19 protein-coding genes, 2 pseudogenes and 1 riboswitch are annotated in these 26,988 nt (G+C 61.8%); of the genes and pseudogenes, 8 read left to right on the top strand and 13 right to left on the bottom strand.

Going from position 1 to position 26,988, the window contains the following annotated elements:
• Positions 1–174: 174 nt before the first annotated feature.
• Positions 175–1,119 carry an AEC family transporter gene (locus BRAGE_RS0145775; protein WP_027563733.1) on the top strand — a complete coding sequence of 315 codons (945 nt, stop codon included), beginning with the start codon at positions 175–177 and terminating at the stop codon, positions 1,117–1,119.
• Positions 1,120–1,144: 25 nt separating this feature from the next.
• On the opposite strand, the gene tenA is transcribed toward BRAGE_RS0145775, so the two are convergent.
• Positions 1,145–1,819: a thiaminase II gene (gene tenA / locus BRAGE_RS0145770; RefSeq protein WP_027563732.1), complete on the bottom strand. Its 675-nt coding sequence runs from the start codon at positions 1,817–1,819 to the stop codon at positions 1,145–1,147.
• A 150-nt stretch (positions 1,820–1,969) separates the two neighbouring features.
• On the opposite strand from tenA, the gene BRAGE_RS0145760 reads away from it, so the two are divergent.
• Both BRAGE_RS0145760 and BRAGE_RS0145755 read left to right on the top strand, forming a co-directional pair.
• Positions 1,970–2,263, top strand: a complete 294-nt coding sequence (locus BRAGE_RS0145760; RefSeq protein WP_231164131.1) for an AEC family transporter — start codon at positions 1,970–1,972, stop codon at positions 2,261–2,263.
• Positions 2,264–2,695: 432 nt separating this feature from the next.
• Complete coding sequence (locus BRAGE_RS0145755; RefSeq protein WP_028146527.1) at positions 2,696–4,504, top strand: heparin lyase I family protein; 1,809 nt, start codon at positions 2,696–2,698, stop codon at positions 4,502–4,504.
• Positions 4,505–4,958: 454 nt separating this feature from the next.
• On the opposite strand, the gene BRAGE_RS51420 is transcribed toward BRAGE_RS0145755, so the two are convergent.
• Positions 4,959–5,237, bottom strand: coding sequence for a ribbon-helix-helix domain-containing protein (locus BRAGE_RS51420; protein WP_051378361.1), 279 nt, complete (start codon positions 5,235–5,237; stop codon positions 4,959–4,961).
• A gap of 928 nt (positions 5,238–6,165) precedes the next feature.
• Between BRAGE_RS51420 and BRAGE_RS51415 the strand changes: the two genes are divergently transcribed.
• A complete protein-coding gene (locus BRAGE_RS51415; RefSeq protein ID WP_084335040.1) occupies positions 6,166–7,458 on the top strand; it encodes a tyrosine-type recombinase/integrase in 1,293 nt (430 codons plus the stop codon).
• A 96-nt stretch (positions 7,459–7,554) separates the two neighbouring features.
• On the opposite strand, the pseudogene BRAGE_RS55595 reads toward BRAGE_RS51415, so the two are convergent.
• The 8 genes and pseudogenes from BRAGE_RS55595 to BRAGE_RS0145695 form a co-directional block, all read right to left on the bottom strand.
• A pseudogene (locus tag BRAGE_RS55595) lies at positions 7,555–7,741 on the bottom strand (IS3 family transposase); the annotation flags it as partial.
• Positions 7,742–8,093: 352 nt separating this feature from the next.
• Positions 8,094–11,633 carry an urea carboxylase gene (gene uca, locus BRAGE_RS0145730; protein WP_027564638.1) on the bottom strand — a complete coding sequence of 1,180 codons (3,540 nt, stop codon included), beginning with the start codon at positions 11,631–11,633 and terminating at the stop codon, positions 8,094–8,096.
• Between the two features lie 3 nt (positions 11,634–11,636).
• The gene (locus BRAGE_RS0145725; RefSeq protein ID WP_027564639.1) at positions 11,637–12,275 is read right to left on the bottom strand and encodes an urea amidolyase associated protein UAAP2; all 639 of its coding nucleotides are present in this window, start codon (positions 12,273–12,275) and stop codon (positions 11,637–11,639) included.
• Positions 12,272–13,117, bottom strand: a complete 846-nt coding sequence (locus BRAGE_RS0145720) for an urea amidolyase associated protein UAAP1 (RefSeq protein ID WP_027564640.1) — start codon at positions 13,115–13,117, stop codon at positions 12,272–12,274. The genes BRAGE_RS0145725 and BRAGE_RS0145720 overlap by 4 nt, the downstream gene beginning before the upstream one ends.
• A complete protein-coding gene (locus BRAGE_RS0145715) occupies positions 13,114–13,947 on the bottom strand; it encodes an ATP-binding cassette domain-containing protein (protein ID WP_027564641.1) in 834 nt (277 codons plus the stop codon). The genes BRAGE_RS0145720 and BRAGE_RS0145715 overlap by 4 nt, the downstream gene beginning before the upstream one ends.
• Positions 13,944–14,756 carry an ABC transporter permease gene (locus BRAGE_RS0145710; protein ID WP_027564642.1) on the bottom strand — a complete coding sequence of 271 codons (813 nt, stop codon included), beginning with the start codon at positions 14,754–14,756 and terminating at the stop codon, positions 13,944–13,946. Before BRAGE_RS0145710 ends, BRAGE_RS0145715 begins: the two co-directional genes overlap by 4 nt.
• Positions 14,757–14,796: 40 nt before the next feature.
• Entirely contained in the window at positions 14,797–15,870 is a 1,074-nt protein-coding gene (locus BRAGE_RS0145705; RefSeq protein WP_027564643.1) for a putative urea ABC transporter substrate-binding protein, read from the bottom strand.
• A gap of 76 nt (positions 15,871–15,946) precedes the next feature.
• A riboswitch (guanidine-I (ykkC/yxkD leader) is annotated at positions 15,947–16,058 on the bottom strand.
• A 322-nt stretch (positions 16,059–16,380) separates the two neighbouring features.
• The gene (locus BRAGE_RS0145695) at positions 16,381–16,821 is read right to left on the bottom strand and encodes an organic hydroperoxide resistance protein (RefSeq protein ID WP_027564644.1); all 441 of its coding nucleotides are present in this window, start codon (positions 16,819–16,821) and stop codon (positions 16,381–16,383) included.
• Positions 16,822–16,965: 144 nt separating this feature from the next.
• Here BRAGE_RS0145695 and BRAGE_RS56330 point away from each other — a divergent pair, with 144 nt between their 5' ends.
• From BRAGE_RS56330 to BRAGE_RS55590, 3 genes are all read left to right on the top strand, one after another.
• Positions 16,966–17,130, top strand: a complete 165-nt coding sequence (locus BRAGE_RS56330; RefSeq protein WP_167336475.1) for a hypothetical protein — start codon at positions 16,966–16,968, stop codon at positions 17,128–17,130.
• On the top strand, positions 17,130–17,693 hold the full coding sequence (locus BRAGE_RS0145685) for an MOSC domain-containing protein (protein ID WP_027564645.1): 564 nt from the start codon (positions 17,130–17,132) through the stop codon (positions 17,691–17,693). The genes BRAGE_RS56330 and BRAGE_RS0145685 overlap by 1 nt, the downstream gene beginning before the upstream one ends.
• Positions 17,694–19,418: 1,725 nt before the next feature.
• Entirely contained in the window at positions 19,419–19,643 is a 225-nt protein-coding gene (locus tag BRAGE_RS55590) for a hypothetical protein (protein WP_028146525.1), read from the top strand.
• Positions 19,644–20,426: 783 nt separating this feature from the next.
• Here BRAGE_RS55590 and BRAGE_RS55585 read toward each other — a convergent pair.
• A pseudogene (locus BRAGE_RS55585) lies at positions 20,427–21,292 on the bottom strand (IS3 family transposase); the annotation flags it as partial.
• Between the two features lie 450 nt (positions 21,293–21,742).
• Between BRAGE_RS55585 and BRAGE_RS52295 the strand changes: the two are divergent.
• On the top strand, positions 21,743–23,761 hold the full coding sequence (locus BRAGE_RS52295) for a carbohydrate-binding domain-containing protein (protein ID WP_063631295.1): 2,019 nt from the start codon (positions 21,743–21,745) through the stop codon (positions 23,759–23,761).
• Between the two features lie 830 nt (positions 23,762–24,591).
• Here BRAGE_RS52295 and BRAGE_RS0145630 read toward each other — a convergent pair.
• Together BRAGE_RS0145630 and BRAGE_RS51400 are read right to left on the bottom strand one after the other, a co-directional pair.
• Positions 24,592–25,719 carry a glycosyltransferase family 2 protein gene (locus BRAGE_RS0145630; protein WP_245161743.1) on the bottom strand — a complete coding sequence of 376 codons (1,128 nt, stop codon included), beginning with the start codon at positions 25,717–25,719 and terminating at the stop codon, positions 24,592–24,594.
• Positions 25,664–26,734, bottom strand: a complete 1,071-nt coding sequence (locus BRAGE_RS51400; RefSeq protein WP_027564650.1) for a glycosyltransferase family 4 protein — start codon at positions 26,732–26,734, stop codon at positions 25,664–25,666. Before BRAGE_RS51400 ends, BRAGE_RS0145630 begins: the two co-directional genes overlap by 56 nt.
• Positions 26,735–26,988: the final 254 nt, after the last annotated feature.

Genomic DNA, 26,988 nt, shown 5'->3' with positions numbered 1-26,988 from the left:
GATTCGAAAACAACCCCATGCACAGTAGCCGTGGCCCCGGGCCGGCTTGCGAATCTCCGCACGTCTGCGGATTTTACGAAATCCATTTGACTCGTCGGGCAAAACAGGGGCATGATGGCACCATTGAGGGTGCGTGGGGTGGTGAGGCCATATCCCCGTGAGGTTGAGGGGCGCATGGCCACCGTATTGATCGTCGCGCCGGTGTTCGCCCTGATCGCTGCGGGCTATGCCTCGGTGCTGTTCCGCTTCGTCTCGGAGACCGCGCACAAGGGCATTAGCGAATTCGCCTTCAGCATCGCGATTCCCGCCCTGCTGTTCCGCACCATCGTCGTGTCGGAATTCCCCGACGTCAGCCCGTGGCGCATGTGGGGCGCCTATTACGGCGCGCTCGCGCTGACCTGGATCGCGGCGCTGATCCTCTCGGCCCTGCTGCGCGCGCGGCGCGAGGACCGCGAGGACGGTGTCGTGTTCGCGATCGGCTCGGTCTACGGCAACATCGTGATGCTCGGCATTCCGCTGGTGCTCTCGGCGCTCGGCAACGAGGCGGCGGGGCCGATGGCGCTGATCCTGTCGGTGAACACGCCGCTGCTCTGGCTCTGCGGCATCCTGCAGATGGAGCTCGTCAGCCGCAAGCGCACCGGCTCTGCCCTCTCGGTGATCCGCCCCGTGCTCACCGATCTCTCCCGCAACCCCTTGATGCTGGCGATCGGCTTCGGCGTGGTGTGGCGCTTCACCGGCCTCGGCCTCAATCCCGTCGTCGACAGGACGATCGAGCTGCTCGCGCAGGCGGGATCGCCGGCCGCCTTGATCGCGCTCGGCATCAACCTGTTTCGGTTCGAGGTGAAAGGCGAGATGACAAGCGTCGTCGTGATGAGCGCGCTCAAACTGCTGGCGATGCCGGCGGTCGCGTACGCGCTGGCGACACTGCTCGGCCTGCCACCGGTCGTGACAGGCGTCGTCGTGTTGTTCGCGGCGATGCCGACCGGCGCGAACGCGTATATCTTCGCGGTTCAGTATCAGCGGCTGGTGAATCCGGTGTCCGGCGCGGTGGCGCTGGGGACGCTGCTGGCGGCGATGACGTTGCCGGTGGTGGTGATCGTGGTGGCGGGGGTGAGATAGGGACCCCCGACGATTGCCGAAACCGCTATTCGACCCGCGAGCCCGCGCGCCAGGCCATCTCCCAAAAATCTGCCTCGAGCCTGGTGGCCTCCTTGAAGATCGCGATCAGCTCTGCCTCGCGGGCCGGCGTGGCATAGAGTTCGGCGAGTTGCTCCATGTGCGCCCGCGCTCTGGCAGCGACCTCCTGGTACGGCACGCCGGCGTATTCGGCGATCCAGGCGCGATAGGGGTTCGTCGCAGCGTCCGCTTGGGGTCGCGAGGCGAGCCGCGTTGCGATCTCCGCGTACCCGATCACGCAGGGGGCAAGCGCCACCTTGAGTGCCAGCAGGTCGCCGCGCATTCCAGCGTCGAGCACGTAGCGTGTATAGGCCAGCATCTCTGCGGCCGGAGGAGCCTGTTCAAGATCGGACGGGGATAGACCCCAGCCGGCACAGAGCTTCACGTGCAGGTTCATCTCGACATCGAGGATGGCCGAAAGGCCGGCCGCGGCCTCGCGCATGTCGGCAAGCCTGGGCGATTTGTAGACCGCGAGCGCGTACGCGCGAGCAAACTCGATGAGGAACAGGTAGTCCTGAACGAGGTAGTGACGAAACGCCGCTTCGGGGAGCGAGCCGTCTGCCAATCCGTTCGTGAAGGGATGTTCGGTGTAGGCCCGCCACTCAACGGATGCTTCTGTCTTGAGACGCTCGAAGAAACTCACGATCTTTTCCGCCTGGCTTGCTTTTCCATGAACGCCCTTGGCTCGCTACCGATATCGCATTGCGACCTAGGGAGCTACGGTGACAGCGCACAAAATTGGCCTTGAGCAGCATTGCGGATAGGGCCCTCCCCGCGTCGAAAGTTTGGTCCAGTGTCACCGCAATTCCGTCGTCGACAGGACGATCGAGCTGCTCGCGCAGGCGGGATCGCCGGCCGCCTTGATCGCGCTCGGCATCACCTGTTCCGCTTCGAGGTGAAGGGCGAGAAGCTCAGCATTTTGGTGATGTGCGCGCTCAAGCTGGTGGCGATGCCGGCGGCCGCATTCGTGCTGGCAAAACTGCTGGGCCTGCCGCCGAATGCTGCCGGCGTCATCGTGCTGTTCGCGGCGATGCCGACCGGCGCCAACGCCTACATCTTCGCGGCGCAGAGTATTAGCGGTTGGTGAACCCGGTGTCAGGCGCGGTGGCGCTGGGCACGCTGCTGGCGGCGGCGGCGTGGATGGATAACGCACATTCGCGGCCATACCGCTCCGACCACGGAGCATCATTCCACCTACGGCGTGACGTCTATAGGACTACGATAATGCAAATTATCGCCATGCTCGCCTATTTTTTTCGCCACACTTCCTAATTAACCGACTGGCCCAGCAGTTGGGGGGGCACCTCGAAATTCCCACTGCTTTGAAATCAGTTCGCGGCGCTTCGCGCTGCGGGCGTGCGCTGTGTCTCGCGCCTTCGCGAGGCGCGGCACGTGAAGGTGTTCGCGGTGCGCAGCACTGCGAGCATGCAATAGGTCGCGGGCCATCACGGCGTGCGGCAGCGAATTCCCTTGTCAACGTCAAAGAGAATCATCTCTGCAACGCGATGGAGCCTGAATTTTGGATACTACCGGCACGATTACGTCGTTTTCGTCTACACCGAAAAATCGCTTTGACATCGGTGGCGACGGCTACGAAGTCCAGACGGCTGGCAACAGCTATAGCCTGAGCAATCCTGACTCCAACACACTGCGCTTCGAAGTCCACTCGGGCGATCGTGCCTGGTACGACAGCTCTTATCCTGATCGCTCCGAAATTGAAGGCGACGCGCGTATTGCGGCCGGCACCCCAATCGCCATCGACTATCAGGTCAAGCTTGAGCCCAACGGCCCCAACAACACGTTCGTCAATACGACGTCGTCGTATTTCATCCTGGGCCAAATGCACAACGATGACAGCGCGAGCGGCGTGTCCACCTCGCCTCCATTTTACGTCAACATGGTCGGCGATAAGATGGAGTTTGATGCGCTGTATGCCCTGCCCGGCGGCAATCCCAGCAACGGATCCTCTGATCTGAAGCACCTTACCTGGGACGGTCCCACTATCGTGCCGGGACAGTATTACGACATCAACGTCCAGGCCAATTTCTCCAACACCAGCGCGGGCTATCTGAAGGTGTCGGTCAATGGCCAGGAGGTCGTGAACTATAAGGGTCCCTTGGGTTTTGGCGATCCGACCTATTGGGAATATGGGATCTACCGGTCGCCAGCATCCGAATCGGCGGCTGTCGATTATCGCAACATGACGCTCGTCACCGGCTCGGCCGCAAGCGGCTGGCAGGGCGTGGGCGGCACGACCTCATCGGGCAGCACCTCGGGTAGCACGACCGGTAATTCCTCGTCTGGCACGACATCGGGCGGCACCACCGTGACCAATCCGACTGGCACCGCTTCCTCCGGCAGCACGTCCTCGGGTGGCACGACCAGTGATTCCTCGTCCGGCACGACATCGGGCGGCACCACCGTGACCAATCCGACTGGCACCGCTTCCTCCGGCAGCACGTCCTCGGGTAGCACGACCGGCAATTCCTCGTCCGGCACGACATCGGGCGGCACCACCGTGACCGATCCGACTGGCAACACTTCCTCCGGCAGCGCGTCCTCGGGTAGCACGGGCGGAACGGACACGACGACGCCGGCGAAGCCGACGACGCCGGTTGCGCCTACTCTCACCGTCGCCGATAACACACTGTCGGTCAGCCCGGGCGGCAGCATCCCGCTGGGCCTGGGGGTGAGCGTGCCGCATGTCGGCGACAACGTGACGGTCAACATCTCCGGATTGCCGAAATACGAAACCATCACGGACAAACTCGACGGCAAGACCTTCAGCGGAAATTCGATCACGCTGACCGCGGCCGAGGTCAACAGCGGTCTCTCGCTGAGCTCCTCCTACCGCGGTCACGGTCATCCGACCGCGACGCTGACGGTCACCGCGACCGACTCGACCGGCACCCCGATCACGAGCGCGGCCCAGACCATCACGGTGAAGGATCCTCCGGCGACCACCACGAGCTCGAGCACATCGACGACGACGTCGGTGACGAGTTCGGGCACGTCCACGACAACGACCTCAGGGGATGGCAGGTCTTGGGCGCAATCGCACCTCAACGCTGCTCAGTCGTTCAACAATCATCCCGACTTCGCACGGGCGGCGACAACGCTCAGCGACACCGGAGCATCGAGCGTCCCATCCACTCCCGCCACGACGACGACCGATACCGCCGCGGGCGCCGGCGCGAAGGCATACGCCCTCCTCAATCAGATGATGGCGGGCGATTTCGGTAGCGACTCGCATTTCGCGCAGGCAGGGGTGGCATCGTCAGCATCATCTCAGCAACAGGCCAACTTCCTCACGAGGCCTTTGCACTAGCCCCCAACCAAGGTCACGCGCATCGGGCCGCCCCGCCGGGGCGGCTCCGGTGTCGCGCGGCCGGCGTCTCAAGGCAGTGCACGCAGGCCTGCTCGTTTGTGGGCAGCCGGCATTGCATAATTTTCCCGGTCGCTTATACCTGACAGGGCCGCTCAAAATCGGCCGTAAGGTTGGTGTAAGCTGAGCGACGGCAACAAGCCTTCGAACGAAGAATATTCGATCTACCTGCGCGGACCATCGACGGGTCGGATTGTGCGGCGTGTGAACCTCGTATGCCCAAATGAAGAGAGGGCAAAAGAACGCGCCCAGTCACTAGCAGGAGAATGCGCAGTCGAGCTCTGGAAGGGAGATCGGAAGATCGCGGAATATCCGGCACGAGAGCCCGGCCTGATTGCCAAGCTTCTGCGGTCGCTCCGCGACCTCACGTTTCCTTGGTAGTTTGACCACAGCCGCATCAGTCGGGGCTGACTTTGCGGACTACCGATGTCCCATGGTCCTTCTGTGTGATCACACCAGCCGCGTAGTTCTTGAAGTAGGCGAGGACGTAGAGTCGAATCGCAGAAGACAGATTGGCCTGCTGCCGGTTGTGGTCGATCTCACTAACCAGATCCGAAAGCGACATGTTGCGCTCGCCGGAAATCTCTTTCGTGGCCGTCCAGAATGCCTCTTCCAGGCTGACGCTGGTCTTGTGGTCGCCGACCATGATGGATCGTTTCACGACGGACGATTTCATGGCTATTCCTGGCGCTCGATGGCAAGCACGCACCAGCGTACCGGCAATGGGCAGCCAAGCGAGCGGTGCTCTCGGAGTAGCCCAGAAGCGCCGTCGGTACTTGACGGAAGAGGCGTCGCCGGAGTCTGATCGGCTATGGACTCTTGTTGCGGGTCTGTTTCTAAGTTGGCTCGCCTTCATGATGCCAGTGTTGATCGCAAGTGCTGTGTATCGAGCATCGCTGGGTTGATCGGATGAACAAAGCTCTCGGCGAGTTGCCGTCGTTGTTCGCACGAGCCACTCTCCGTCGACATCGCGACCAGGGCAACTCGCAAACAATGACTCAGTGATCAAACGGCCGAAGTTTGCGGAGTTCTCGCCGCGCGTTCAGCTTTGCGTGTTGTCCCCGCGTTCAGGCTGGATGCCGGTCGAAATGGAAGTCGGCTAACGCGGCGTATAGAAACGTAAAGCCGATTGAAACTGCACCAACGTGCTCACCGCGCGTTCGCCGTTCGGAGATAGACCGCCAGTAAATAATGGGTCCAAGGACCGGCGCGCACAGCAATCTAGCATAGCCTCGAACGAAAGCAGCGGCGGCTCCCGGCAACCTGGGTGCCGTGTCGCGCACACAGTCCCGAGCCGCAAGCGACGACGATGAGCTGGAGCGGCACTCACATCCTCCGGCTGGGGCTGCGACCGAACCAAGCCTGGTGATCGGGGATTGCTGCTTTACAGCCAAAATCCCTGCCCTCGCTGGTACAGTTGGGTGGGCTCGAACCACCGACCTCCTGTTCCACAGACAAAACGAAGCCTCCGCCGATAGTACGCTCCCCCCGCCCTTCTTACGAAAAATCGAGCATTATCAAATAATAAGACCGCCCTCCGTCGCCTTACGTGCGCTGCAATTGGCACTATGGTGGTAGCTACGTGGTAGCTACAGAGGCGATCGATGGCGGTCTCGAGTATAACGATTCGCGCAGTACAAGCGCTCAAGCCGGGCGAGACTATCTGGGACGCAGACCACCGCGAAGCGGTGCGGGGCTTTGGCGTTCGGCGTCAACGTGACCAAGCGACCTACGTCCTCAAGTACCGCGTGTTCGGCCGGCAGCGCTTCGTCACCATCGGTCCTCATGGCGCCCCCTGGACACCCGAACTTGCGCGCAGAGAGGCCAAGCGGCTGTTGGGCCTGGTTGCCGACGGCAAGGATCCGGCAGACGAGAAAGCCAAGGCGCGCCTGCAGGCGGCCGACACCCTCCGGGTGATCGCGGATCAGTATCTCCAGAACGCCGAAAAAAGGCTAAAGCCCCGGACGTTTTCTGAAATTGAACGCTACTTATTAGTCAGTTGGAAACCCCTGCATCCGGTCTCGGTCTTCCAGATCAACCGACGCCATATCTCGGCTCGTATTGCTGACATCGCTTCGGGTCATGGCACCGTCTCGGCAGCCCGCGCCCGTACAGCCCTGTCCTCAATGTTCAACTGGGCAATACGGGAAGGCCTCGACATTCCCGCGAACCCGGTTCTCGGCACTAATCGACCCGCGCAGCCGGGAAGCCGCGAACGGGTCCTCACCGAGACAGAGTTGTCAGCCATCTGGCGGGCTTGCGGTGATGACGATTACGGACGCATCGTACGTTTGTTGCTGCTCACAGCCCAACGCCGCGATGAGGTAGGCAGTATGCAATGGACCGAACTTGATAAGAATTCGGGGCAGTGGACGCTGCCGGGTGCCCGGACCAAGAATCATCGCGAACACTTAGTCCCGTTGGCTCCCGCCGCCTTGGCCCTGCTACCTTCGCGCCGAGAAGGCCGAGACTTTCTCTTTGGTGAGGGACCCCGACGCGGCGGTGACCTGCATCGTGGGTTCTCCGGCTGGTCAAAGTCGAAAGTGGCGCTTGATGCACGCATCGCGGAGGCCCTAGGCGAGCCCCTGGCCCATTGGACGATTCACGACCTACGGAGATCGGCATCCACGGTGATGGCCGACCGGCTTGGCGTTTTGCCGCACATCGTGGAAGCCATCCTAAACCACGTCAGCGGCCACCGCGCCGGCGTTGCAGGCGTATATAACCGAGCACGGTACGCAGCCGAAATGCGCGAAGCTCTCGAACGCTGGGCAGAGCACGTTACAGCCGTGCCAGCCCCAAAGCCGGCGCATGTTAACACAGTGATAGCGGCGCCGCCCGCGAGCGGGCATCAAGTTCAAAAGAGCACATCCCTTCTGCACACCAGCACGCCGTAGGTTTAACAGAGCAAGGTGTTTAGGGCGACACGCCGACTGAATTCAATCCTGTGCGACGCAATTGATCGCGTCGGCGACCTTTTCTGTTGCATGAGCGGCCTTCAACTTGGTGACCTCACCGCGGAGCCGCTCGATTTCCTGCTCCGGCTTCATCTGCCCCTGGCCGGGAAAGGCCTGTAACCGGATCGGCGCCGAGCTCTTTCGCCCATTTGCGCAGAACACTGGTCTCGCCCGACCTGCGCCACCGACACTCCACGCCCCCTAATCAGCTTGACGCCTCGATCTTGAACTCGCGATTGAACCAGACCGCGCGGAGGAAGGGGGCGTTCGCGTAACCTTTTGACCAGCATGCAGCTTGTTCCCGTATTGGGGTTCCGGGATGACGATGGTCGACGAGCCAAGCAAAGGTCTGGCACCGCTGATCGTGCGCAGGGTGGCAACCTCGTAACGCGATGCCAAGGTGGGGTCGCCACCCTGCTGGTAGAGCAGCGGCTGTCGATTAAGATGAAGATCTCCGACCGCCTTACATCATGGGTCACGGCAACGTCGTGTTCAAAGGTGCTCTTGACCACATGAAGGCCAACGCCGCCCCTCGCGAGGAATGGTTTGAGGTGTAGGGCATAGTGCTGTGCGGACTAGGCTGGTTCGATCAACGCAACCAGATCGCCCGCGCGCAGGGTCTGGCCTGGCCGGGCTGGCACCGACGACACGCGGCCCGCGACGGGGGCGTGCACGTTGATCTCCATCTTCATGGATTCGATGATGGCGATCACATCGCCTGCAGCAACCTCGGCGCCGTCCTCGACCAGGATCTTCCAGATGCTGCCGGGCACTTCCGAGAAGGCGCCGACATGGCCATCGGGAATGCCGGTGACCACGGCCGACGCATCGGTCGTCTCCGCGGGCGCATCGTCGAGCTTCATCTCGCGCCAGCGCTGACGCTCGGCATCGAACGCTGCCTGCTGCGTCGCCTTGAAGGCGGCGATCGACGGCTGTGCTTCGGCCAATCCTTCCGCGTAATTGGCGAAGGAGAATGTGTCCTCCTCGATCGGGATGTCGTACAGCCCGTATGGGAATGCGGCGCGGGCCTCCGTGAGCTCATCGGCATCGACCGGGAAGAACCGGATCTTGTCGAAGAAGCGCAGCAGCCAGGGATGACCTGGCTTGAACACGCTGGTCGTGCGCCAGCTGTTCCACATTTGAATGGTGCGGCCGAAAAGCTGGTAGCCGCCCGGCCCTTCCATGCCGTAGATGCACATATAGGCGCCGCCGATGCCGACCGCATTCTCCGGCGTCCAAGTGCGCGCCGGATTGTACTTGGTCGTCACCAGCCGATGGCGCGGGTCGAGCGGCGTCGCCACCGGTGCGCCGAGATAGACGTCGCCGAGGCCGAGCACGAGATATTCAGCGTCGAACACGATGCGGCGGACATCGTCTTCGCCGGCGAGCCCGTTGATGCGCCGGATGAACTCGACATTCGACGGACACCACGGCGCATCCGGCCGCACCAGTTCCTGATACTTCTGCATCGCAAGCTCGGCCTGCGGATCGCGCCACGACAGCGGCAGATGCACGGTGCGGCTCGGCACCCGCATCGCATCGACCGGCGGCAAGTCGCGTTCGATCTGGGCAAGCCCGTCGAGCAGCTTCTGCCGCGACAGCGCGGTGCCATCGTAGTGGATCTGCAGCGAGCGGATGCCGGGCGTGAGATCGATCAGGCCCGCAAGCTTCGCCTCTTCCAGCGCCTGCGCCAGCACATGCACGCGCAGCCGCAACGCGATGTCGAGCTCCATCGGCCCATATTCGACCAGGAGATTGTCGTCGCCGGCGCGGCGATAGACGACCGGGATCGGGCCGTCATCGTTGCGGCCCACGATGGCCGCGCCGAGTTCGGTTGCCTTCAGGATCGTAGGACCGGCAACCGGATCGTCGCGCCTCGCTGGGACGAAGCGCACGGTGTCGCCAGGCTTCAGCTGCCCGACCTTCCAGAGCTCGTCGCGCGCCACAACGGCCGGGCAGACGAAGCCGCCGAGGCTCGGTCCGTCCGGGCCGAGGATGATCGGCATGTCGCCAGTGAAATCGATCGAGCCGACCGCATAGGCGTTGTCGTGGATGTTCGACGGATGCAGCCCGGCCTCGCCGCCATCGGGGCGGGCCCAGCGCGGTTTCGGGCCGACCAGCCGCACGCCGGTGCGTGCGCTGTTGAAATGCACCTCATAGCTCGCTGCGAACAGCGTGTCGATATCCTCATCGGTGAAGAAATCCGGCGCGCCGTGCGGGCCGTAGATCACGCCGATCTCCCACGCCGATGTCAGCTCGGGCCGCTCGCTTTCCGGCGCGCGCCGCGCCGCGAGATCGGGCGGCTCGGCGCCGATATGCAGCACATCGCCGGCCTTGAGCAATCCCGTCGCGTGACCGCCGAAGGCACCGAGCGCGAACACGGCGCGCGAGCCAAGCATCTCGGGCACATCGAAGCCGCCGCGCACGGCGAGGTATGCGCGCTGGCCTGCGCCCTGAATGCTGCCGATCGCGAGCGTCTGCCCCGCGCGCACCGTGACCGGTTCGTGATACGCGAATTCAGTACCATCGAGCGACGCCTTCATCCTCGCGCCGGAGAGCGCCACAGTCGCGTCGGTGTTGAAACGCAGCGTCGGCCCATTGACGGTCAGCTCCAGCGCGGTGGTCGTCTCCGGATTTCCCACAACGCGGTTGGCGAGACGGAACGAGCGCTCGTCCATCGGTCCGCTCGGCGGCACGCCGACGTGCCAGAGGTGCAGCCGGCCCGGCAATTCCTGGATGCCGCTCTGCGCGCCTGGCGCGACGACGTCGATGGTGCGCGGACAATAGGCGAAGCCACCGAGCACGCTGGTAGCGACCTCGCCGCTGCGGAACACGTCGGAGGCCGCGATGGCGCTGAGATAACCGAGATTGGTCTCGATGCCGGCAACGACCGTCTCATCGAGTGCCCTGCTCAGCTTTGCGATCGCGGCCTCGCGGGTCTCGGCCGAGACGATGATCTTGGCCAGCATCGGATCGTAGAACGGCGTCACCTCGGTTCCGGTCTCGATCCAGCCGTCGATCCGCGCATCCGGCGAGAACGCAACCGAAGTCAGGCGGCCCGCACTCGGGCGAAACGCGGCAGCCGGGTTCTCGGCGTACAGCCGCACCTCGATCGCCGCGCCCTTCGGCGCGAGCGCGCCGGTCATGCCCGGCACCTCCTCGCCTGCCGCCTGCCGGATCATCCATTCGACGAGATCGACGCCGTAAACCTGCTCGGTGACGGGATGCTCGACCTGCAGGCGGGTATTGACCTCGAGGAAGTAGAAGTCCTCGCGTGCGACATCGTAGATGAACTCCACCGTCCCCGCGGATTCGTAAGACACCGCCTTGCCGAGCGACACCGCGGCGGCGTGCAGGCGGCGCCTGATGTCGGCTGACAGCCCCGGCGCCGGCGTCTCCTCAAAGACCTTCTGGTTGCGCCGCTGCAGCGAGCAGTCGCGCTCGCCGAGCGCTACCACGCCGCCCTTGCCGTTGCCGAAGATCTGCACCTCGATGTGACGCGCCCGGGCAACGAACCGCTCGAGATAGACCCGCGCATCGCCGAAGCTGGCGCGCGCCGTGCGCTGCACGGACTCGAAGCGCTCGCGCAGCGTCGCCGCATCGTGGCAGAGCTGCATGCCGATGCCGCCGCCGCCCGCGGTGCTCTTCAGCATTACGGGGTAGCCGATCGCTGCTGCCTGCGCGATCGTTTCGTCGATAGTCTCCAGCAGACCCGAGCCCGGCGGCAGCGGCACGCCGCTTTTCTCGGCGATGGCGCGGGCCTTGTGCTTCAGCCCGAAGGCGTCGAGATGCTCGGGCCGCGGGCCGATGAACTTGATGCCATGCTCCGCCAGCCGCTCCGCAAAGCGGCGGTTCTCCGACAGGAAGCCATAGCCAGGGTGCACCGCCTCGGCGCCTGTCCGAAGACAGGCTTCCATGATCGCATCGACGTTGAGATAGCTCTCGGCGGCCGGCGCCGGGCCGATCCGCACCGCCTCATCGGCTTCGAGCACCGGCCGGGAGAAACGGTCCGCGTCGGAATAGACCGCGACCGAGGCGATGCCCATGCGCCGCAATGTTCTGCCGATCCGCCCGGCGATCTCGCCGCGGTTGGCAGTCAGGACCTTGCTGAACATGCTTCAAGCCTCCGGCTCGAAGACCGTGACCTGCACCGGCGTCGGGAAGAAGCCGTTGCAAGGATTGTTGATCTGCGGGCAGTTCGAGATCAGGCACAGCACGTCCATCTCGGCGACCAGCTCGATGGCGTCGCCGGGCTTGGAGACGCCGTCAACCACGGTGAAATTGCCGTCGGGATCGAGCGGCACGTTCATGAAGAAGTTGAGGTTCGGCACGATGTCGCGCTTCGACAGGCCGTGCTTCGCCCCCTCCATCACGAAATTCTCGCGGCAGGCGTGCTGGTAGCGCGTCTGGTGCCCGAAACGCACCGTGTTGTTCTCGCAGGAGCAGGCACCGGCCGAGGTGTCGTGCAGGCCACAGCTGTCGGCGGTGACGCGCAGCATCACGCGGCCTTCGCTCGACATGATCCTGGTGCCGAGCCCGACATAGGCCGAGCCCTGCGCGCGCAGCGTATCCTGGCCGCTGTAGCGCTCGCCGATATCGTCGGCGCAATAGAACAGCGTATCGACCGCCTGCTGGCCGTGGCTATCTGTGATCCGCAATGTCTGCCCCTTGCGGATGATGGCCGACCAGGATTTGCGCGCGGGAAGTTCGGCGTCGAGCACGATGCGTGAGCCGGGGCGACGGGCTTGCGTGTTCATTGCGCGGCTCCTTCGCTGGTCTTGCCGAAATACAGAGCATTGTTGTCGAAGGCTCGGACCGCCTCAGCGGTCGCAGTGCAGCAGAGATCGTCGGCGGACGGCGCGGCAGCGCGGTAGCGCACGACCTCGACGCTCGCTTGCGGATACGATGCCGCGGGATCGAGCGGATGCGGACAGGTCGACAGCGCGATCACGAGATCCATCTCGGCGCGCAGATCGACGAAGTCGCCCTTGCGCCGCCGCTCTTCCGACCAGAGGAATATTCCTTCGGCATCGACCGCGACCGGCGCGAAGAAGCTGACGCAGGGATGCACGTCGCGGCGGTCGAGTCCGAGCTTGGCCGCGGCGAGGATGAAATTGTCGCGTGTGTTGCGGAAATTGCCTTCGCCGTATTTCGCCTGGTTGGTCGCTGCCGTCGAGCCGCCGGCCAGCGTGTCATGCGCGGCGCTGGTGTCCTCGGTAATGGCGAGCAGCGCCCGCCCCATGTCGGAGAGCAGGACGCGGCCCTTCTGCAGCCGTGCCGCCCATTGCACCTTGATCGTGTCGGCGTGGTTGAGCCGCTCGGTGGGATCGGCGCTGTTCCACGCCAGCAGGCTGACAGTGGACAGGCCTGAACTGTTGACAATGCGCAGCGTCTCGCCGCGGTTCAGCCGCGTCGTCCAGTACCAGCCGGGCGGAATGACCTCCCGATTAATAACCATCGCAGCATCGATCGGCGCGGCATCGCGGGATGTCGGTGCCGGCAGCGCACGCGGGGCATGCTCCTGCCCCGCCGCCTTCAGCTCATTGTATTGCCGGGTATGCGCCGCGATCTCGGCCTTCTGTTCCTCTGTGAGGATCATGAGTGCTCCTTCAAGACGAGAGCGCCGGGCCGTCCCGGCTGATGCTCCTTGCTTGACCGGGTCGTCCCGGCCGGAGCTGGATCGATGATGTTCCGCACCTCGGCGGTGCGACGCGGAAAGATTTCGAGATCGCGCGACACGGTAGCGCCGTAGCGCTCGCGCTCTTCCAGCCGATTGCGCTGCCGCTCCAACGCGATCACGCGTGTCGCCAGCCCGAACGCCTCGCTGAGATCGTGCGTGACCATCACGACGGTCAGATGGGTCTCGTTCCAAAGCCGCTTCATCAGGACATGGATGTCGGCGCGGATGCCCGGATCGAGTGCGCCGAACGGCTCGTCTAGCAGCAGGATCTTCGGGTCGCGCATGATCGCCTGGGCGAGCGCGAGGCGCTGCTGCATGCCCCCCGACAGGGCGGACGGATATTTGTTCTCCTGGCCGGCGAGCCCGACCTCGGCGAGCAGCTTCATGGCATCGTCCGCAGCGGCACGCCGCGCCGCGCCGAACAGGCGGCCGAGCAGTTTGGCGTCGCGCAGTTCGCGGCCGAGCATGACGTTCTGCAGCACCGTCAGATGCGGAAACACCGAGTAGCGCTGGAACACGACGCCGCGGCCGGCATCGGGCTCCGCCGGCAGCACTTTGCCGTCGACCAGGATCTTCCCGCGCGTCGGTTGCTCCTCGCCGAGCAGCATCCGCAGCAGCGTGGTCTTTCCGCAGCCGGACGGGCCGACTAGCGCGATGAACGCACGCGGCTCGACTTCCATCGTGACGCGCTCGAGCACGATGTGATCGCCGTATTCCTTCCAGACGTCGTCGAAGCGGATCGCGCTCATTCCGCCCTCACCGACGCGAACCAGGGGAACGCCTTCCGTTGCAGGATGCGCAGGCCGACGTCGATTAGGAACGCCAGCATCGTGATCCAGACGACGTAGGGAATGATGATCGCGAGATAGCGCCGCACCAGGAAGATCCGATAGCCGAGCCCGGAGTCGGACGCGATCGCCTCGGCTGCGATCAGGAACAGCCAGGCCGGCCCAAGTTGCAGCCGCAGCACATCGATCAGCCGCGGCAGCGTTTGCGGCATCGCGACGCGCAGCGCGATCTGCCAAGTCGAGGCGCCCATGGTCTGCGCCTTGACGATCTGCTCGCGCGGCAACTCCAGCACCTTCATGGCGAGGTCGCGGATCATGCAGGGCAGCGTCCCGATCACGATCAGCGCGATCCTCGAGTTCTCCCCCAGCCCCATCACGATGAACAGGATCGGCAGCAGCGCCAACGGCGGCACCATCGAGGTGACAGACACGAACGGCCCGAGCAGGGCATTGGCGCCTGGCAGCAGGCCGATCACGATGCCGAGGATCAGCGCCGCCACTGTCGAGATCGCCAGCGCCGAGCCCAGCCGCTCGAGGCTGGCGACCGTATCGGAGGCCATCAGGTAGCTTCCGGAGCGCGGATCGACCTCGAACGCCATCTGCTTGACGGCCTGCACCATGCTGGGCAGCGCCGGCAGCAGCTTGTCGTTCGGGTTCTGCGCGAGCCTCGCGCTGGAGCCGGCGAAATACGCGATTGCAACCAGCAGAAACGGCAGCGCGAGGAGATAGAATCGCGTCTGCCGGCCGGGCCGTATGTTCACAAGTCGCATAAAGCAGCTCCTGCGTGAGGCGATGCGTCAGAATCTGGCCCTAGAGCTTGCCCTTGGCGGCTTCGTCCATGTAGGTCGGGTCGAAGCGCAGCTTGACGTTCGACTTGTCACCCAGCACCGACTTGTCGGCGAGTTCGATGCCGACGGCGTCGGCCGATTTCGCGCCCTTGCCTAAGAGATCCTTCTCAAACAGGAACTTGCGCACGCGATCCATCGTCGCCCCAACCGTTTTGCTGCGCGTAAAAGCTTCGGCATCCGCCGCTTTGTCGAACAGCTTTGTGGAGGCGAGTTGGCTGTCGAAACCGGCGAGATCGGTGCCCGAGGCCTTGGCCATCGCCTCCTTGGCAGCTTTCGCCGCGGGATCGTTCCCCGTCATCTTCGATATGGTCTCGTACCAGATGCCGGCCAGCGCCTTGGCGAAGGCAGGGTTGTCCTTCGCTACCTCGGTGTTCACGACCATCAGGTCCATGATCTCGCCGGGAATCTGCGAGGAGTCGAAAACCTTTTTGGCGTCCGGCGAGCCGAGAATCTCCGTCACGATCGGATTCCAGGTCACGACCGCGCTGACATCGGCCGTCTTATAGGCGGCCGCCAGGTCGGCATCCGAGGTGTTGACGACCTTGACGTCCTTCTCGCTGAGCTTGCTGCTCTCGAGCGCGCGCGCCAAGAGGTAATGCGAAACCGAGAATTCGACCAAATTGACGCTCTGCCCCTTGATGGCGGCGAGATCGGCCTTGTTCTTCAGGATCACGGCGTCATTGCCATTGGAGAAATCGCCCATCACGATAGCGGTGGTGTCGACGCTGCCAGCTGCCGGGATCGACAGCGCATCCATGTTGGTGATGGTCACGGCATCGAAGCCGCCGGCGGTGTACTGATTGATCGACTCGACGTAGTCGTTGAACTGCTTGACCTCGATCGTGATACCGTATTTGTCCGCCCACTTCTTGACGATGCCGGTGTCGGCCGCATAGCCCCACGGCATCCACCCGACATAGATCGACCAGGCGACCTTGAAGTTTTTCTTCGTCGCGGCGTCGGCGGCCGAAACCGCTGCGAGGACAACCACGCAGCCGATGACAACAGAGCGAAGGAAGAAAACGAGTTTGTTCATTGCCGATCCCTCTTGAAAAATTCACAAAAGGGATTGGCGAAAAGACCATCGCTCCGCCAATCCCTTGGCTAACGAGGTCTCCCGGGTTTTTGTCCCGCCGTGCACCTGCGGGGATGTCTCTCCCGCAAGCGGCTGCTCTCGGACCAGCACCTTGCCTGTGCAAGGTCGGAACCCTAGCGGCCAACTCGGCCCCTTCAATGCACGAGCCGTGCCACAGCACCAGTATTTGAATCTCATAGGATTTCTCAGCGCCGGCCGTTCAGGCCCACGAACGATCTGCTGAAAAACTACGCAGGCCTGCTCAGAATTGGCTCTGTCCTTTCATCGCTTCGACCCGCAGAATCACTCAAGCACTGACACCAACGTGGGAAGTTCGATGCGCAAGCTTCTGAGTGTCCTGTTTGGCGGGCTCTGGCGCGGACTGCACGGCCGTTATGGCCTGGTGCCGAGCTGCGATCGGCGGCCGACCGGCGCACGACGGTCCGACTAAACGCGCGCATGCAGCTTTATTCAAATTCGTCTTATAGTCAGCTCGACATTAATGTTCCCGCGCGTCGCCTTCGAATACGGACAGGTCTGATGCGCCTCCTGGACGATCGCCTGTGCCAACTCTTGCTCCAGACTTGGTAGGCTGACTTTCAGGCGAGCCTGAAGGAAATAGGCTTCATCGGCATTCGCCAGATCGACCTCTGCATAGACCGCCGTATCTGCAGGGAGCTTAATCTTACGCCTACCAGCGGCGAGCCCCATCGCGCCGATAAAGCAGGCCGACCAGCCGGCCGCGAAAAGCTGCTCGGGGTTGGTGCCGGCGCGGTCGCTGCCAGGGGGTGACAGCATGATTTCCAACCGCCCGTCGCTGCTTCGGGATGACCCGTCACGTCCGCCTCGCGTATACGTCTTCCCTGTGTAGAGAGTCTTATGATCGATGCTGGTCCTGGAACGCTCCTCTATTGTGTCGCTGACCGCGACGTCCGTTGACGAAGCCCGTTTGCGCCGAACTGTCTGATTTGTTTCAGGGAACAGCGAGGACCTGACCGAGCCTCCGATCATGGCCGCCAGTTGCTGCGCGCTCGCGGGGCGGATGCGAGCTTCACCATGACCGCGATCGATGGTCAGCGCAGCGGCCTGAACGCGAGGCTGGGGCGTCGAGATGGCCCGCAAGGCGGCGTCCCTGCCGACCGGGTCCTGAATGCAATGGCATTGCCGGAAATCACGCGCTACCTGCGCCAGAAGCGGCGCTCGCTCGCCCGCGCTTCCTGATGTCGCACGCGCACGACCTCTCGCTCGAGGGAAGGGTGATCGCTGTAGCCGCCGATTGCGCCCACCACTTCAGCAAGCCCCTAAGGGATCAGATCGTTCTGATGGAAGGCCACGGCGTCGAAGGCGATGCCCACGCCGGCCCGTTTGTCCGGCACCGATACCTCGCCCGTCGCAAGCCCCGACTTCCCAATCTGCGGCAGGTTCACCTGATCCCATCAGAGCGATTTGCGCAGCTCCGAGAAGCCGGCTTTGCGGTCGCAGCGGGAGACCTCGGCGAGAACATCACCACGGCTGGACTGGACCTCGAACTGATGCCGCTCGGGACGCTGATCGAGTTCGGGCCCACCGCAATCATCGAATTGACTGGCCTCCGGACGGCCTGTGTCCTGATCGACCGCTTCCGAGCCGGCCTGAAGCGGCACGTGCTCTCGTCGGCGGAAACGGGTCCTCCATTCATATGCGGCGTGCTAGGCGTGGGTCGGGCCGGTGGAGCGGTAGCGGCCGGCGACACCGCGCGGGTGCGGCTCCCGTCCTCGTCGTTTGAGGCTTTGCCGGCACTTTAAGAGCCCGGTGTACAACTCGGCCGCCTGATGGCCGTTCGAAAAGTGGTCAATAGATGGAGCTGGCACGGCCGCAAACAAGATAACGGCGGTACGCTTGGGGCTGGGTCAATCGACGGTCCGGGACTATCAAGCTGCCCAGCTTTCCGCGAGAACAAACCGCTCCGGCTTATCGGGAACGGTCTTAAAACACCGTTAAATAGTCGTGTCCATGGCGATGCGGCTTGCTCCCCGATGCCGATCGTCAATTGCGTTTGCGCGAGGGCGCAGCCCGCCGACTTCAAGCCGTCAAATGGTCCCGCGACCGCCCGAATTCGTTAGCGGGTCGTTAATCGGACGTCGTCAAGCTTGCTGTCAACGCTGCCCGGCGCCCCCCAACCTAAGGCAGCGAACGCGATGGCCGGCGGCGGTGATGCCCGCCGGCCATTTCATCAAGCGCCCGACGGTCCTAATCTGTGATCCCCAAGTCGTCACCTACGCCCCCTTGAACTGGGATGCGAGCGGCTTCCCGCCCGAACAGAATTGGTTCGCGCTCATTGAGCAGGCAGGAAGCGCGGTCACAGGCGCCGACCTGAAGAAGTTGGAAACGGCGGCGCCATCGAGCCGCGGCTCAAGGAACCGGGTGAACAAGCTACCGTCGTTATCTCCAATGCAACGGTCGGATGTCAGGCGTTCACAATGGATGGGGCCGGCGTCATCGTGGATTTCTCGAAGCGTGGACAGAGGGATTTGAGAGATATGGGTCAGCAGGCTCATCATCGCTGTTCTTTTGTGCAGTGGCTCATCCGAGCTTGGTTAGGTGCGAGCCGTAAGCCACTATAAGTTCTTCGATGGCGAGCTTAAGCGAGGGAAGGGTCACGCTGTGTTGGAAGTTTTTTGGAGCGCAGTCCGCAACAACCTGGACATTTTTGGCGGTATCTGCACTGTTTTAGCGAGTGCGGTATACTCAAGAGAGCATAACCGCGATCGACTACAGGTCGGCATAGCATGGCTCCCCGTTTAAATCTCTGGAAGGTTTCTACACAGCTCGAACATGGTCTTTTCCGGCGGGGAGCAACCAATTTTCCTGTAGACCGCTGCGACTTCTTCGTACGAAGCTAGACCATCAACGTAAATTATTTTCCGAAAGAGGCCTGGCTTCGCGCGTCGCCGATCTGCATTGACAACTTCTGTCAGCCTCCAAGAAAGAGCCGCAGTGTTTGGGCTAGATAGTTGAGCTGCACGCGGGCTGGTTCGCAACATCAAATCGCTCTGTTTCTTCATGGTAAGCAGCAAACCATCTGCGCGCGTTGAACATGAATTGCGAATTGACATTCAAGTCAAAGTCGAGGCTTCCGAGCAAATCGCCCTTGTAGGGCTTGTACGCGCCCGTGGCGACCCTTAAGTCGGACTCATCAGCATCGGCGACCAACGTTGCTCGTCCCAAAAGTCGCTTTAGCGAAGACACCGCCAATACGTATTCCAACTTGATGTGATCGATATAACGCTGTGCAGAAGACCTGCGCGCAGGTCGCGCCGGCGAAAGCTGCCCCAACCGTGACGATCGCAGACAAGGTCTCTTTTTCCATCGTGGCCTCGTTCCATCGCGAATGATTGCTGCTACTCATCAACTATACAACCAAAGGATGATATGAGGCATATGGACCATGCAATCAGCGCATTGACCACCTTGCACCCAACGGCCGATCACGGTTCGATACCCTCGTAAGTACCAAGGAGAAAAGGTCAATGAACCGGCTTCAGAAATTCGTTGAGCAAGGCGGCTACGGCGAGCGGACCGGCCGAACAGCTTACGCCTTCAACGTCTCGAATTTACCCGAGGCGACTAAAGGGCTCGATTGGCGACCGATCACTGGTTTTAGCCCCGCCGATGAAGTTTTAGGGGACCCCAGCCTAAAGCGAGTCTTTGAGGCGGCGTTGAAGCACGGTTACGCATTGGTCACGCCTACTTAGATGGTCCGCCAGAATAGAAGCGCCTGGATGGAAAGCGAAGGTGTCGAAGGCCATGGAACTTATTGTCGCTGGCTACGTGATGGTATGCGACCGACGCGCCTTGACAAATTTGCTGGCTCATCGCCGTAAAGTCCTTGGTCAGCTGCAAGGCGTGTCAGGCATCAACCCGCAAAACGCGGTCAAAGCGATCCAAGAAGAATTGGTGATGATTGAAGCGGGCCTCGAAGACTCAAGCCACCGCCCGGCTCACCGCCTGACAACGAGTGGGCCCAGTGAGATTGCCGGTTTGGCCGGCTCATCTCGCGTAGTAACTGGTTGGAAACCAATCTCAGCTACGCTGCTTGTTAGCGCCCTACCTACCGGACGGGGCGATACGCATGGGCAGGAGGAGCCCGCTCCCGAAAGGTGAGCGGGTTTCTTTTTGGGTTGATCAAAAATGCGCGTAAATAAGATCACGTGGGATAAAATCGGCGGAGCGACAGAGCCGGGCCGGTACAAGTGCTTCTTCGGGTACCTGACCGTAACCTCCGAAGACATTGAGGTTTGGAGGCGATACCCCGACGCAACGTTCACGTTGATGGCGCGGCCGGCGACGCAACAGTCCGTTGCTGAGGACTACTACCTAGGCGCGTTCGATATCGGCAACCCTGAGCCGTAGGTTACAGGATTAACTGTTTTCACGGACACAAGCTTACTTCGTAAGCGTCGTTCTCAGGCCACGGCTTTGAAGGCTTGAGCTCGGTAGGCCCAGGGCAGTAGCTGGTCGATGTCGCGGTTTGGATGACTGCCCTGGTCGGAGTGTGCAACAGGGCGTCCGGTTGCCGCGTCGCCAGACGGCCATCAGCAGGGCATCGGTCACCAACTGAGCTGTCATGGCGGCGCTCATCGACCAACCCACTACCCGGCGTGAGAACAGGTCGATCACTGCTGCGACGTAGAGCCAGCCCTCGGCCGTCCAGAGATACGTAAAGTCGGCAATCCACTTCTGGTTCGGCCGCTCGGCAATGAACTGCCGGTCAAGGAGGTTCGCCGGCACGCCTCGAGCTGTCGATCGCCGCTGTCCTTCGGCAAGCGCCGGCGCCGCGGCCGCGCCCGCAAGCCTTGCAGGCGCATCAGCCGTTCGATTTGATGGAGGCCACAGTCCGCCCCATCGGCGAGCAGATCACGCCACACCCGGCGCGCACTAGCACTCGCCATGAAGCTTGCCTTCACCTCGCCGCCGAGGCTCTTCGTCGCTGCGGGATCTGGCGCTGGGCGAACGATTCAGCCAGGCATGGAAGCCCGACCGCGACACCCCCAGCGCATCGCATAGCCATGCCACCGGCCAGGTCGCCCGGTGCTTCGCGATGAAGACGAACTTCATGTCGCTTCCTTCGCGAAGAAGGCTGCGGCCTTTTTTAGGATATCCCGCTCGGCCTTTAACTTGGCGACCTCACAGCGCAACCGCTCGATCTCCTGCTGCTCCGGCTTCATCTGCCCGTGGCCGGGAAAGGCCTGCACCGGAGCAGAGCCGAACTCTTTCACCCATTTGCGCAGAACGTTCTCAGGACAGCCATGTCGCGCCCGGCCTGCGCCACCGACACCCCACGCTCCCTAACCAGCTTGACCGCCTCGATCTTGAACTCGCGACTGAATTTCCGTCTCTTCATCGCCCACCTCCGGCTTCATGAAACACCAATCTCGGTGTCCATCAAACCGGCAGCAGCTCACTGAAGCGGGTCAACGTTACTCGGCCGCGGATGCGATAATCACATAACGCTCCGCCAGGAGGGGTCGCCATACGAAGCTCTTCGACGCCCTGGTCGAGAAGCGCCCACCTCGGCGCACGATGGCGCCGTGCCACGGCGCGCTCCTCGTAGCAATCGAGCTTAACGAGCTCCGGCAACGCGCCGCATAGCTTCAATGTGCGTGCTGCGTCGTAGGTGTGCATTGCCGTGGATTACCGTCCCAACCTTGCGCCTCTGATTAGAAATTAGTCAGGAAGGTATGGCCCATCGGCATCCGGTCGAATTACACCGTGTACCCCTTGTGCAGCCAAGATCAGATACGCATAATTTGCTCGGCCGCTTCAATCGACGCTTTCCCAAGGGAGGAGCCCGATGATCGACTTGACAGGCTACAAGCTTACATTCGATGACGAGTTCAACGCGCGGAGCATCTCGCTGACGGGCGCTGGCACAACCTGGCGTGATACGCGAGCGCAATGGCTCGGCGACGCCTTTTCAGACGTCGGGTTCGGCACCAGCTCGTTTGTCGATCCCGGCTCGGGCTATGACCCCTTCTCTGTCTCTCAGGGTGTGCTTTCGATCACCGCCGTTCCCGATCGAACGCCTTTTGGAGTTCCCGGAGCCTGGGAATCCGGTTTGATCACCACGCAGGGACATTTCTCCCAGATCTACGGCTACTTTGAGATCCGTGCGGATTTCTCCAACCTGCCGGGCGCATGGGAAGCGTTTTGGCTTTTGCCCGACCACCCGATCCCGGATCCAGCTGGAGCCGGACACTGGCAGGAGCTCGATGTCGTCGAGAACTATGGCGTCAATGACACGGCCATCTTTAGCGGCATCCACACCACGGACCCGGCGCCGAACCAGAACTGGCAAGCGCTGCTCCAGGTGGCGAGCCTGATACCGAACCCGGCCGGCTACCATACCTACGGCATGAATTGGGGGCCCAACCAGATCAGCTTCTACATCGATGGCCAGTTGATCGGGACGCGCGCGACTCCGAGCGACATGCATGGCCCGATGTATCTGATTGCGGACCTCGCTACGCAGCCGCCCGCTTCAGTCGGCGGCGTGCCGATCACCGCCTATATTGACTACATCCGCGTCTATTCTTCGGATCCAAACGCGCTCGCCGTTGTGCACGATACCGTCTCCTCGCCCGATGGATATGATCCCGGCCTGTACGGCGCCCAGGCGGCTTCGCAGACGTCTCCGCCGCCGACTGGCTCCTCGACCGTGATCGGCACCGGACCGGACCGACTGGTGTTGAAGATCAGCGAGGACGCTTATCTCGGTGATGCGCTATATACTGTCTCGGTCGATGGCGTGCAGATCGGAGGCACGCTCACCGCGCACGCCTCCCACGCGGCGGGGCAGGACGAACTCATCATGGTGCAAGGCGACTGGGCTCAGGGCGACCACACCGTGCTGGTTCGCTTCCTCAACGACCGCTGGGACGGTACGTCACAGAGCGACCGCAACCTCTATGTCGACGGCGCGACTTACAACGGCGTCAACGATGCAGCCGGCGCGATCGGAAACGCCGTAGGACAGAGCTTCCTGTTCACGGACAAGTCAGGCGGAACGACAACCCCGCCGCCCACAACGCCCTCTCCACCGCCGCCGACGGGCTCCTCGACCATGATCGGCACCGGACCGGACCAGTTGGTGTTGAAGATCAGCGAGGACGCTTATCTCGGTGATGCGCTATATACTGTCTCGGTCGATGGCGTGCAGATCGGAGGCACGCTCACCGCGCACGCCTCCCACACGGCGGGGCAGGACGAACTCATGACGGTGCAAGGCGATTGGGCTCAGGGCGACCACACCGTGCTGGTTCGCTTCCTCAACGATCGCTGGGACGGTACGCCACAGAGCGACCGCAACCTCTATGTCGACGGCGCGACTTACAACGGCGTCAACGATGCAGCCGGCGCGATCGGAAACGCCGTAGGACAGAGCTTCCTGTTCACGGACAAGTCAGGCGGAACGACAACCCCGCCGCCCACCACGCCCTCGCCACCGCCGCCGACGGGCTCCTCGACCGTGATCGGAACCGGACCGGACCAGTTGGTGTTGAAGATCAGTGAGGACGTTTATCTCGGTGATGCGCTATATACTGTCTCGGTCGATGGCGTGCAGATCGGAGGCACGCTCACCGCGCACGCCTCCCACGCGGCGGGGCAGGACGAACTCATCACGGTGCACGGCGATTGGGTTCCGGGCGACCACACCGTGCTGGTTCACTTCGTCAACGACCGCTGGGACGGCACGCCCCAAACGGATCGTAACCTGTATGTCGATCAGGCGACCTACAACGAAGCGGTCGTTCGGGGCGGAGCGATCGGAAGCGCGGTTGGACAGACCTTCATCTTCCACGACTTGCTGTGATGTCTTGGCGGAACGAACCGACCACACTTTCCGTATTCCAGCGCTTGGGGTCAAGGCTGCCGAGCCCTGAGTGTGCCAGTGCCGGTTAGGCCAATTGAGCGTCAGCACTCATCATGCGACCGGTGCATGGCCGTAGAGCGCAGTATAGCTATGCCTGCCGCGGCAAATACGTCTCTTACGAAACGACGGAGAGGCTCGAAATCATCCGTCGTTATATATCAAGCCACAACTGCGTATCCCGATTGCGCGATATCCTGCACGAGCGAATCGATCTCAGCCTCGGTCAAAGCGACTAACGCTGCAAATTGCGACATGTCAGCTCGTCGTAAAGTAAAGGCTGTATGATGTTGCTCTAACTTGATCCGATCCGGCACTGGTCATCAGACTTTCTCGAGCAAGTTTCTTAATGGTCGACCAGCTCTTCCGAGCGAGAGCCGCCGCTCCGGATTTGCGCTTGCCGAATGATCACCCTGCAGCTACCCCCGGCGGCTATGACTTAGCCCAAATACGAGAGCCCCACGACCTTGAATGTTTGAGCACAAGCGGGCCGCCGGAGGATACGCTCTCTCATTATCCAGACCTCTACAATCACCAGAAGTTATCCATCACAGGGCCTCCAGCCTGCCTATTGCCGACCTTCGCATCGCCGCCCGCTCTCAGATCAGCTTCTGAACGGACGGCTTCTCAACGTCGCCAGCGTCCACTCCGATACATCGGTTTTTTGCGCGGCAAATTCAAACGCGCCGAATGGAATGATGCCTTCTCTTCGCACTCCTAGGTCACATGCCACAGCCCTGCCGTTGAGAGGAGGCCTCGCGGCTATTCTCGCGTTAGCTCCGGAAAGCAACTGAGATCGCGCGAACATAGGTTTTGGCCGATCGATGTCCGCTTTGGGACCGAATGGCGAGCAATGCTTTGGCTGCCCTGGTCGGCAAAAAAGCCCCGAACACGAAGAACGCGGCCATCGCAAGCTTTCGAGCGGGCGCATAGGGTTCCACTAAAAGCCCCACGAGTAGCGCCGCAACGGTGGTGGATCTTCGGGCTCTTCCCGTCACGATCTCAAGGCAATATTCGCGTTCACGATAGTAGAAGGCTTGTTGAGGCTGGATCAGCTCACGCCCGGGCGCGAGCCGCCTTACAATGTCACGGAGGTGCTCTGTGCGAAGCGCGAATCGCCTCATATCACGCTCGAGCACGGGTGCCGTGGGAAGCTGCCCGAGCCGGGAGTCATTTCGGCCATGCACGCGATAGTGCCCCAGGTCTTCGGAAAGGCTTACGACATCGCCAAACAGGGGGGCAGCAAACAGAATCACCCCGTCAACTGCTTTGTCGTAGTTAACTTCCCGCAGCAGTTCGCACACGTCACGGCGAAATACATTGCCGGAGGTTGGCGGCGTCTTATACACACCGCGCCTGAGCACTTCGTCCAGCACGCGGTCTCGCTCTCGAAACGAATCCAGTGAGCAAAATGGACCCAAAGGATTGCCGTCAGCGTCGATCAGTGTAAGCCCGAATTGTACCTTCGCAACGCGCTCGTCCAACTCGTTTAGGAGCTTCGTCAGTGAACCAGGCTTCAATTCGTCATCGGCATCGAGGAACAATATAAAGGGTGCTTGCGTGCTTGCCAGACCGTACAGGCAGGCCCCCAGCTGCCCCCGATTTTCGATCTTGAAAGCTTTGACACCGGAGCGGGAAATAGCCTCCCACGAATGGTCAGTTGAGCCGTCGTCTATGACCACAAGTTCGCAGGCATCGCACTTCTGAGCCAAAACGCTTCTGATCGCGCGCTCGACGAACGATTCATAATTGAAGCAGGTAATGATAACGGCCAGCTTGGGAGCAGGAATAGCACCCGTCCGCGTGAGGGCAGTGCTCTCGAATGCATTGCCCAATGTGTTTGTTTCAAGCGCGCCCATGAACGTGCCGGGAAGCTTCTTCATAAATCTGAAGCGTTTCACGGGCCACCCGATCTATTGTAAGAAAACCGAGATTGATTTGACTGTTTTTCTTCCACTCGAGCATGGCTTCTTTATCCTCCAGCAAGGAGCGCAGCACTATGGCAAGCCCCGCCGGATCGCCCGTCGGAACGAGGATCCCCGCTCTGCCGCCATCAAGCATTTCAGGAATTCCATCCACGTTACTCGCGACAATAGCGCAACCAGCTTCGCGCGCCTCCGATAATACCAGAGGGGCGGGATCAGCATGCGACGGAAGCACAAAAACATCTGCCCCGAGCAGAAATGGAAAAGGATTGTCTTGAGCACCCATGAAGGTGACTGCCTCCGCACACGCCATCAAGCTAACTTGCGCCAAATACTCGGCCCGGTGCGGACCATCGCCAACGATATACAAATGCGCGGTATGAATGACCCTGTGCACCGCCTCGAACGCGGAAAAGAGGTCAGCGAGACCCTTTCTCGGATGAAGCCCGCCGACAAAAACCACTGCGGGCGATTGAAGTGAGGCGGGACTACGATCCTGTTTTTCGAGCCGTGCCGCACCGATTGTTCCATTAAGCACAACGCGGATCCGTGATTGTGGGACACCGCGTTTTCGCATTGAAGTCCCGACGGCAGCGCTTACGGCGATTACTCGTGCGCCAAGCCCCATGAGAATTGCGCTTCTCTCGAATTCGTTGTGCACGGTTGTGACCAGTGGAATCTTGAGCAGTTTGCAAATTGGCCAGGCAAGGACGGCACTCGTCATCATGTGGGCGTGTACGATGTCCGCTCGCCAATCACGCACGAGCCGATACAGCAGTGATGCGCCGTCGACGAGCTTCCTCGGTCGACGCTCAATGCTCACCTGCATTGTTTCCACGTTGTTCGAGGCGAGCAGCGGATCAAAATCGCCTCCGCTGCTCGCAACAGCAACCTGATGGCCCAATTTGGCCTGGGCACACGCTAAGTCCACGGCGGCATGAACATGGCCATTCAGGCGGCGCGTATGGTTGAGCAATTGCAGAATGCGCATCGAAACCTGCTTGAATCCACGTCCCGATCGAGATGACCCTAATGTTCGGCTTGGCAATGGCAAAGCACTGTTTATAGGCTGAGAGTGCGACGTTCATTTGCATGGCCACTCGACGCGCAAATGTGCAGCAGCCCGCAAGACGCCGGTTGGCTGCAAGCGAACAGCTCAACCGAGAGAAGAAAGATACGAGCTCTGTTGCGAGCTACGTAGCTTTGAGGTATCAATATACCTCATAGTGGAGCGGTATGAGATGC

The sequence above is a fragment of the Bradyrhizobium genosp. SA-4 str. CB756 genome (assembly GCF_000473125.1).
Lineage (GTDB): Bacteria > Pseudomonadota > Alphaproteobacteria > Rhizobiales > Xanthobacteraceae > Bradyrhizobium > Bradyrhizobium arachidis.
This window is presented reverse-complemented; position numbering and strand designations above follow the sequence as displayed.

What these genes read in the sequence shown, in the direction of transcription:
- BRAGE_RS55590 (WP_028146525.1), top strand. Translation starts at nt 19,419, where the DNA reads ATGAACCGGCTTCAGAAATTCGTTGAGCAAGGCGGCTACGGCGAGCGG.
- BRAGE_RS0145715 (WP_027564641.1), bottom strand. Translation starts at nt 13,947, where the DNA reads ATGAGCGCGATCCGCTTCGACGACGTCTGGAAGGAATACGGCGATCAC.
- BRAGE_RS56330 (WP_167336475.1), top strand. Translation starts at nt 16,966, where the DNA reads ATGACCGCGATCGATGGTCAGCGCAGCGGCCTGAACGCGAGGCTGGGG.
- BRAGE_RS0145725 (WP_027564639.1), bottom strand. Translation starts at nt 12,275, where the DNA reads ATGAACACGCAAGCCCGTCGCCCCGGCTCACGCATCGTGCTCGACGCC.
- BRAGE_RS51400 (WP_027564650.1), bottom strand. Translation starts at nt 26,734, where the DNA reads ATGCGCATTCTGCAATTGCTCAACCATACGCGCCGCCTGAATGGCCAT.
- BRAGE_RS0145685 (WP_027564645.1), top strand. Translation starts at nt 17,130, where the DNA reads ATGTCGCACGCGCACGACCTCTCGCTCGAGGGAAGGGTGATCGCTGTA.
- BRAGE_RS51420 (WP_051378361.1), bottom strand. Translation starts at nt 5,237, where the DNA reads ATGAAATCGTCCGTCGTGAAACGATCCATCATGGTCGGCGACCACAAG.
- BRAGE_RS52295 (WP_063631295.1), top strand. Translation starts at nt 21,743, where the DNA reads ATGATCGACTTGACAGGCTACAAGCTTACATTCGATGACGAGTTCAAC.
- BRAGE_RS0145705 (WP_027564643.1), bottom strand. Translation starts at nt 15,870, where the DNA reads ATGAACAAACTCGTTTTCTTCCTTCGCTCTGTTGTCATCGGCTGCGTG.
- uca (WP_027564638.1), bottom strand. Translation starts at nt 11,633, where the DNA reads ATGTTCAGCAAGGTCCTGACTGCCAACCGCGGCGAGATCGCCGGGCGG.
- BRAGE_RS0145710 (WP_027564642.1), bottom strand. Translation starts at nt 14,756, where the DNA reads ATGCGACTTGTGAACATACGGCCCGGCCGGCAGACGCGATTCTATCTC.
- BRAGE_RS51415 (WP_084335040.1), top strand. Translation starts at nt 6,166, where the DNA reads ATGGCGGTCTCGAGTATAACGATTCGCGCAGTACAAGCGCTCAAGCCG.
- BRAGE_RS0145775 (WP_027563733.1), top strand. Translation starts at nt 175, where the DNA reads ATGGCCACCGTATTGATCGTCGCGCCGGTGTTCGCCCTGATCGCTGCG.
- BRAGE_RS0145720 (WP_027564640.1), bottom strand. Translation starts at nt 13,117, where the DNA reads ATGATCCTCACAGAGGAACAGAAGGCCGAGATCGCGGCGCATACCCGG.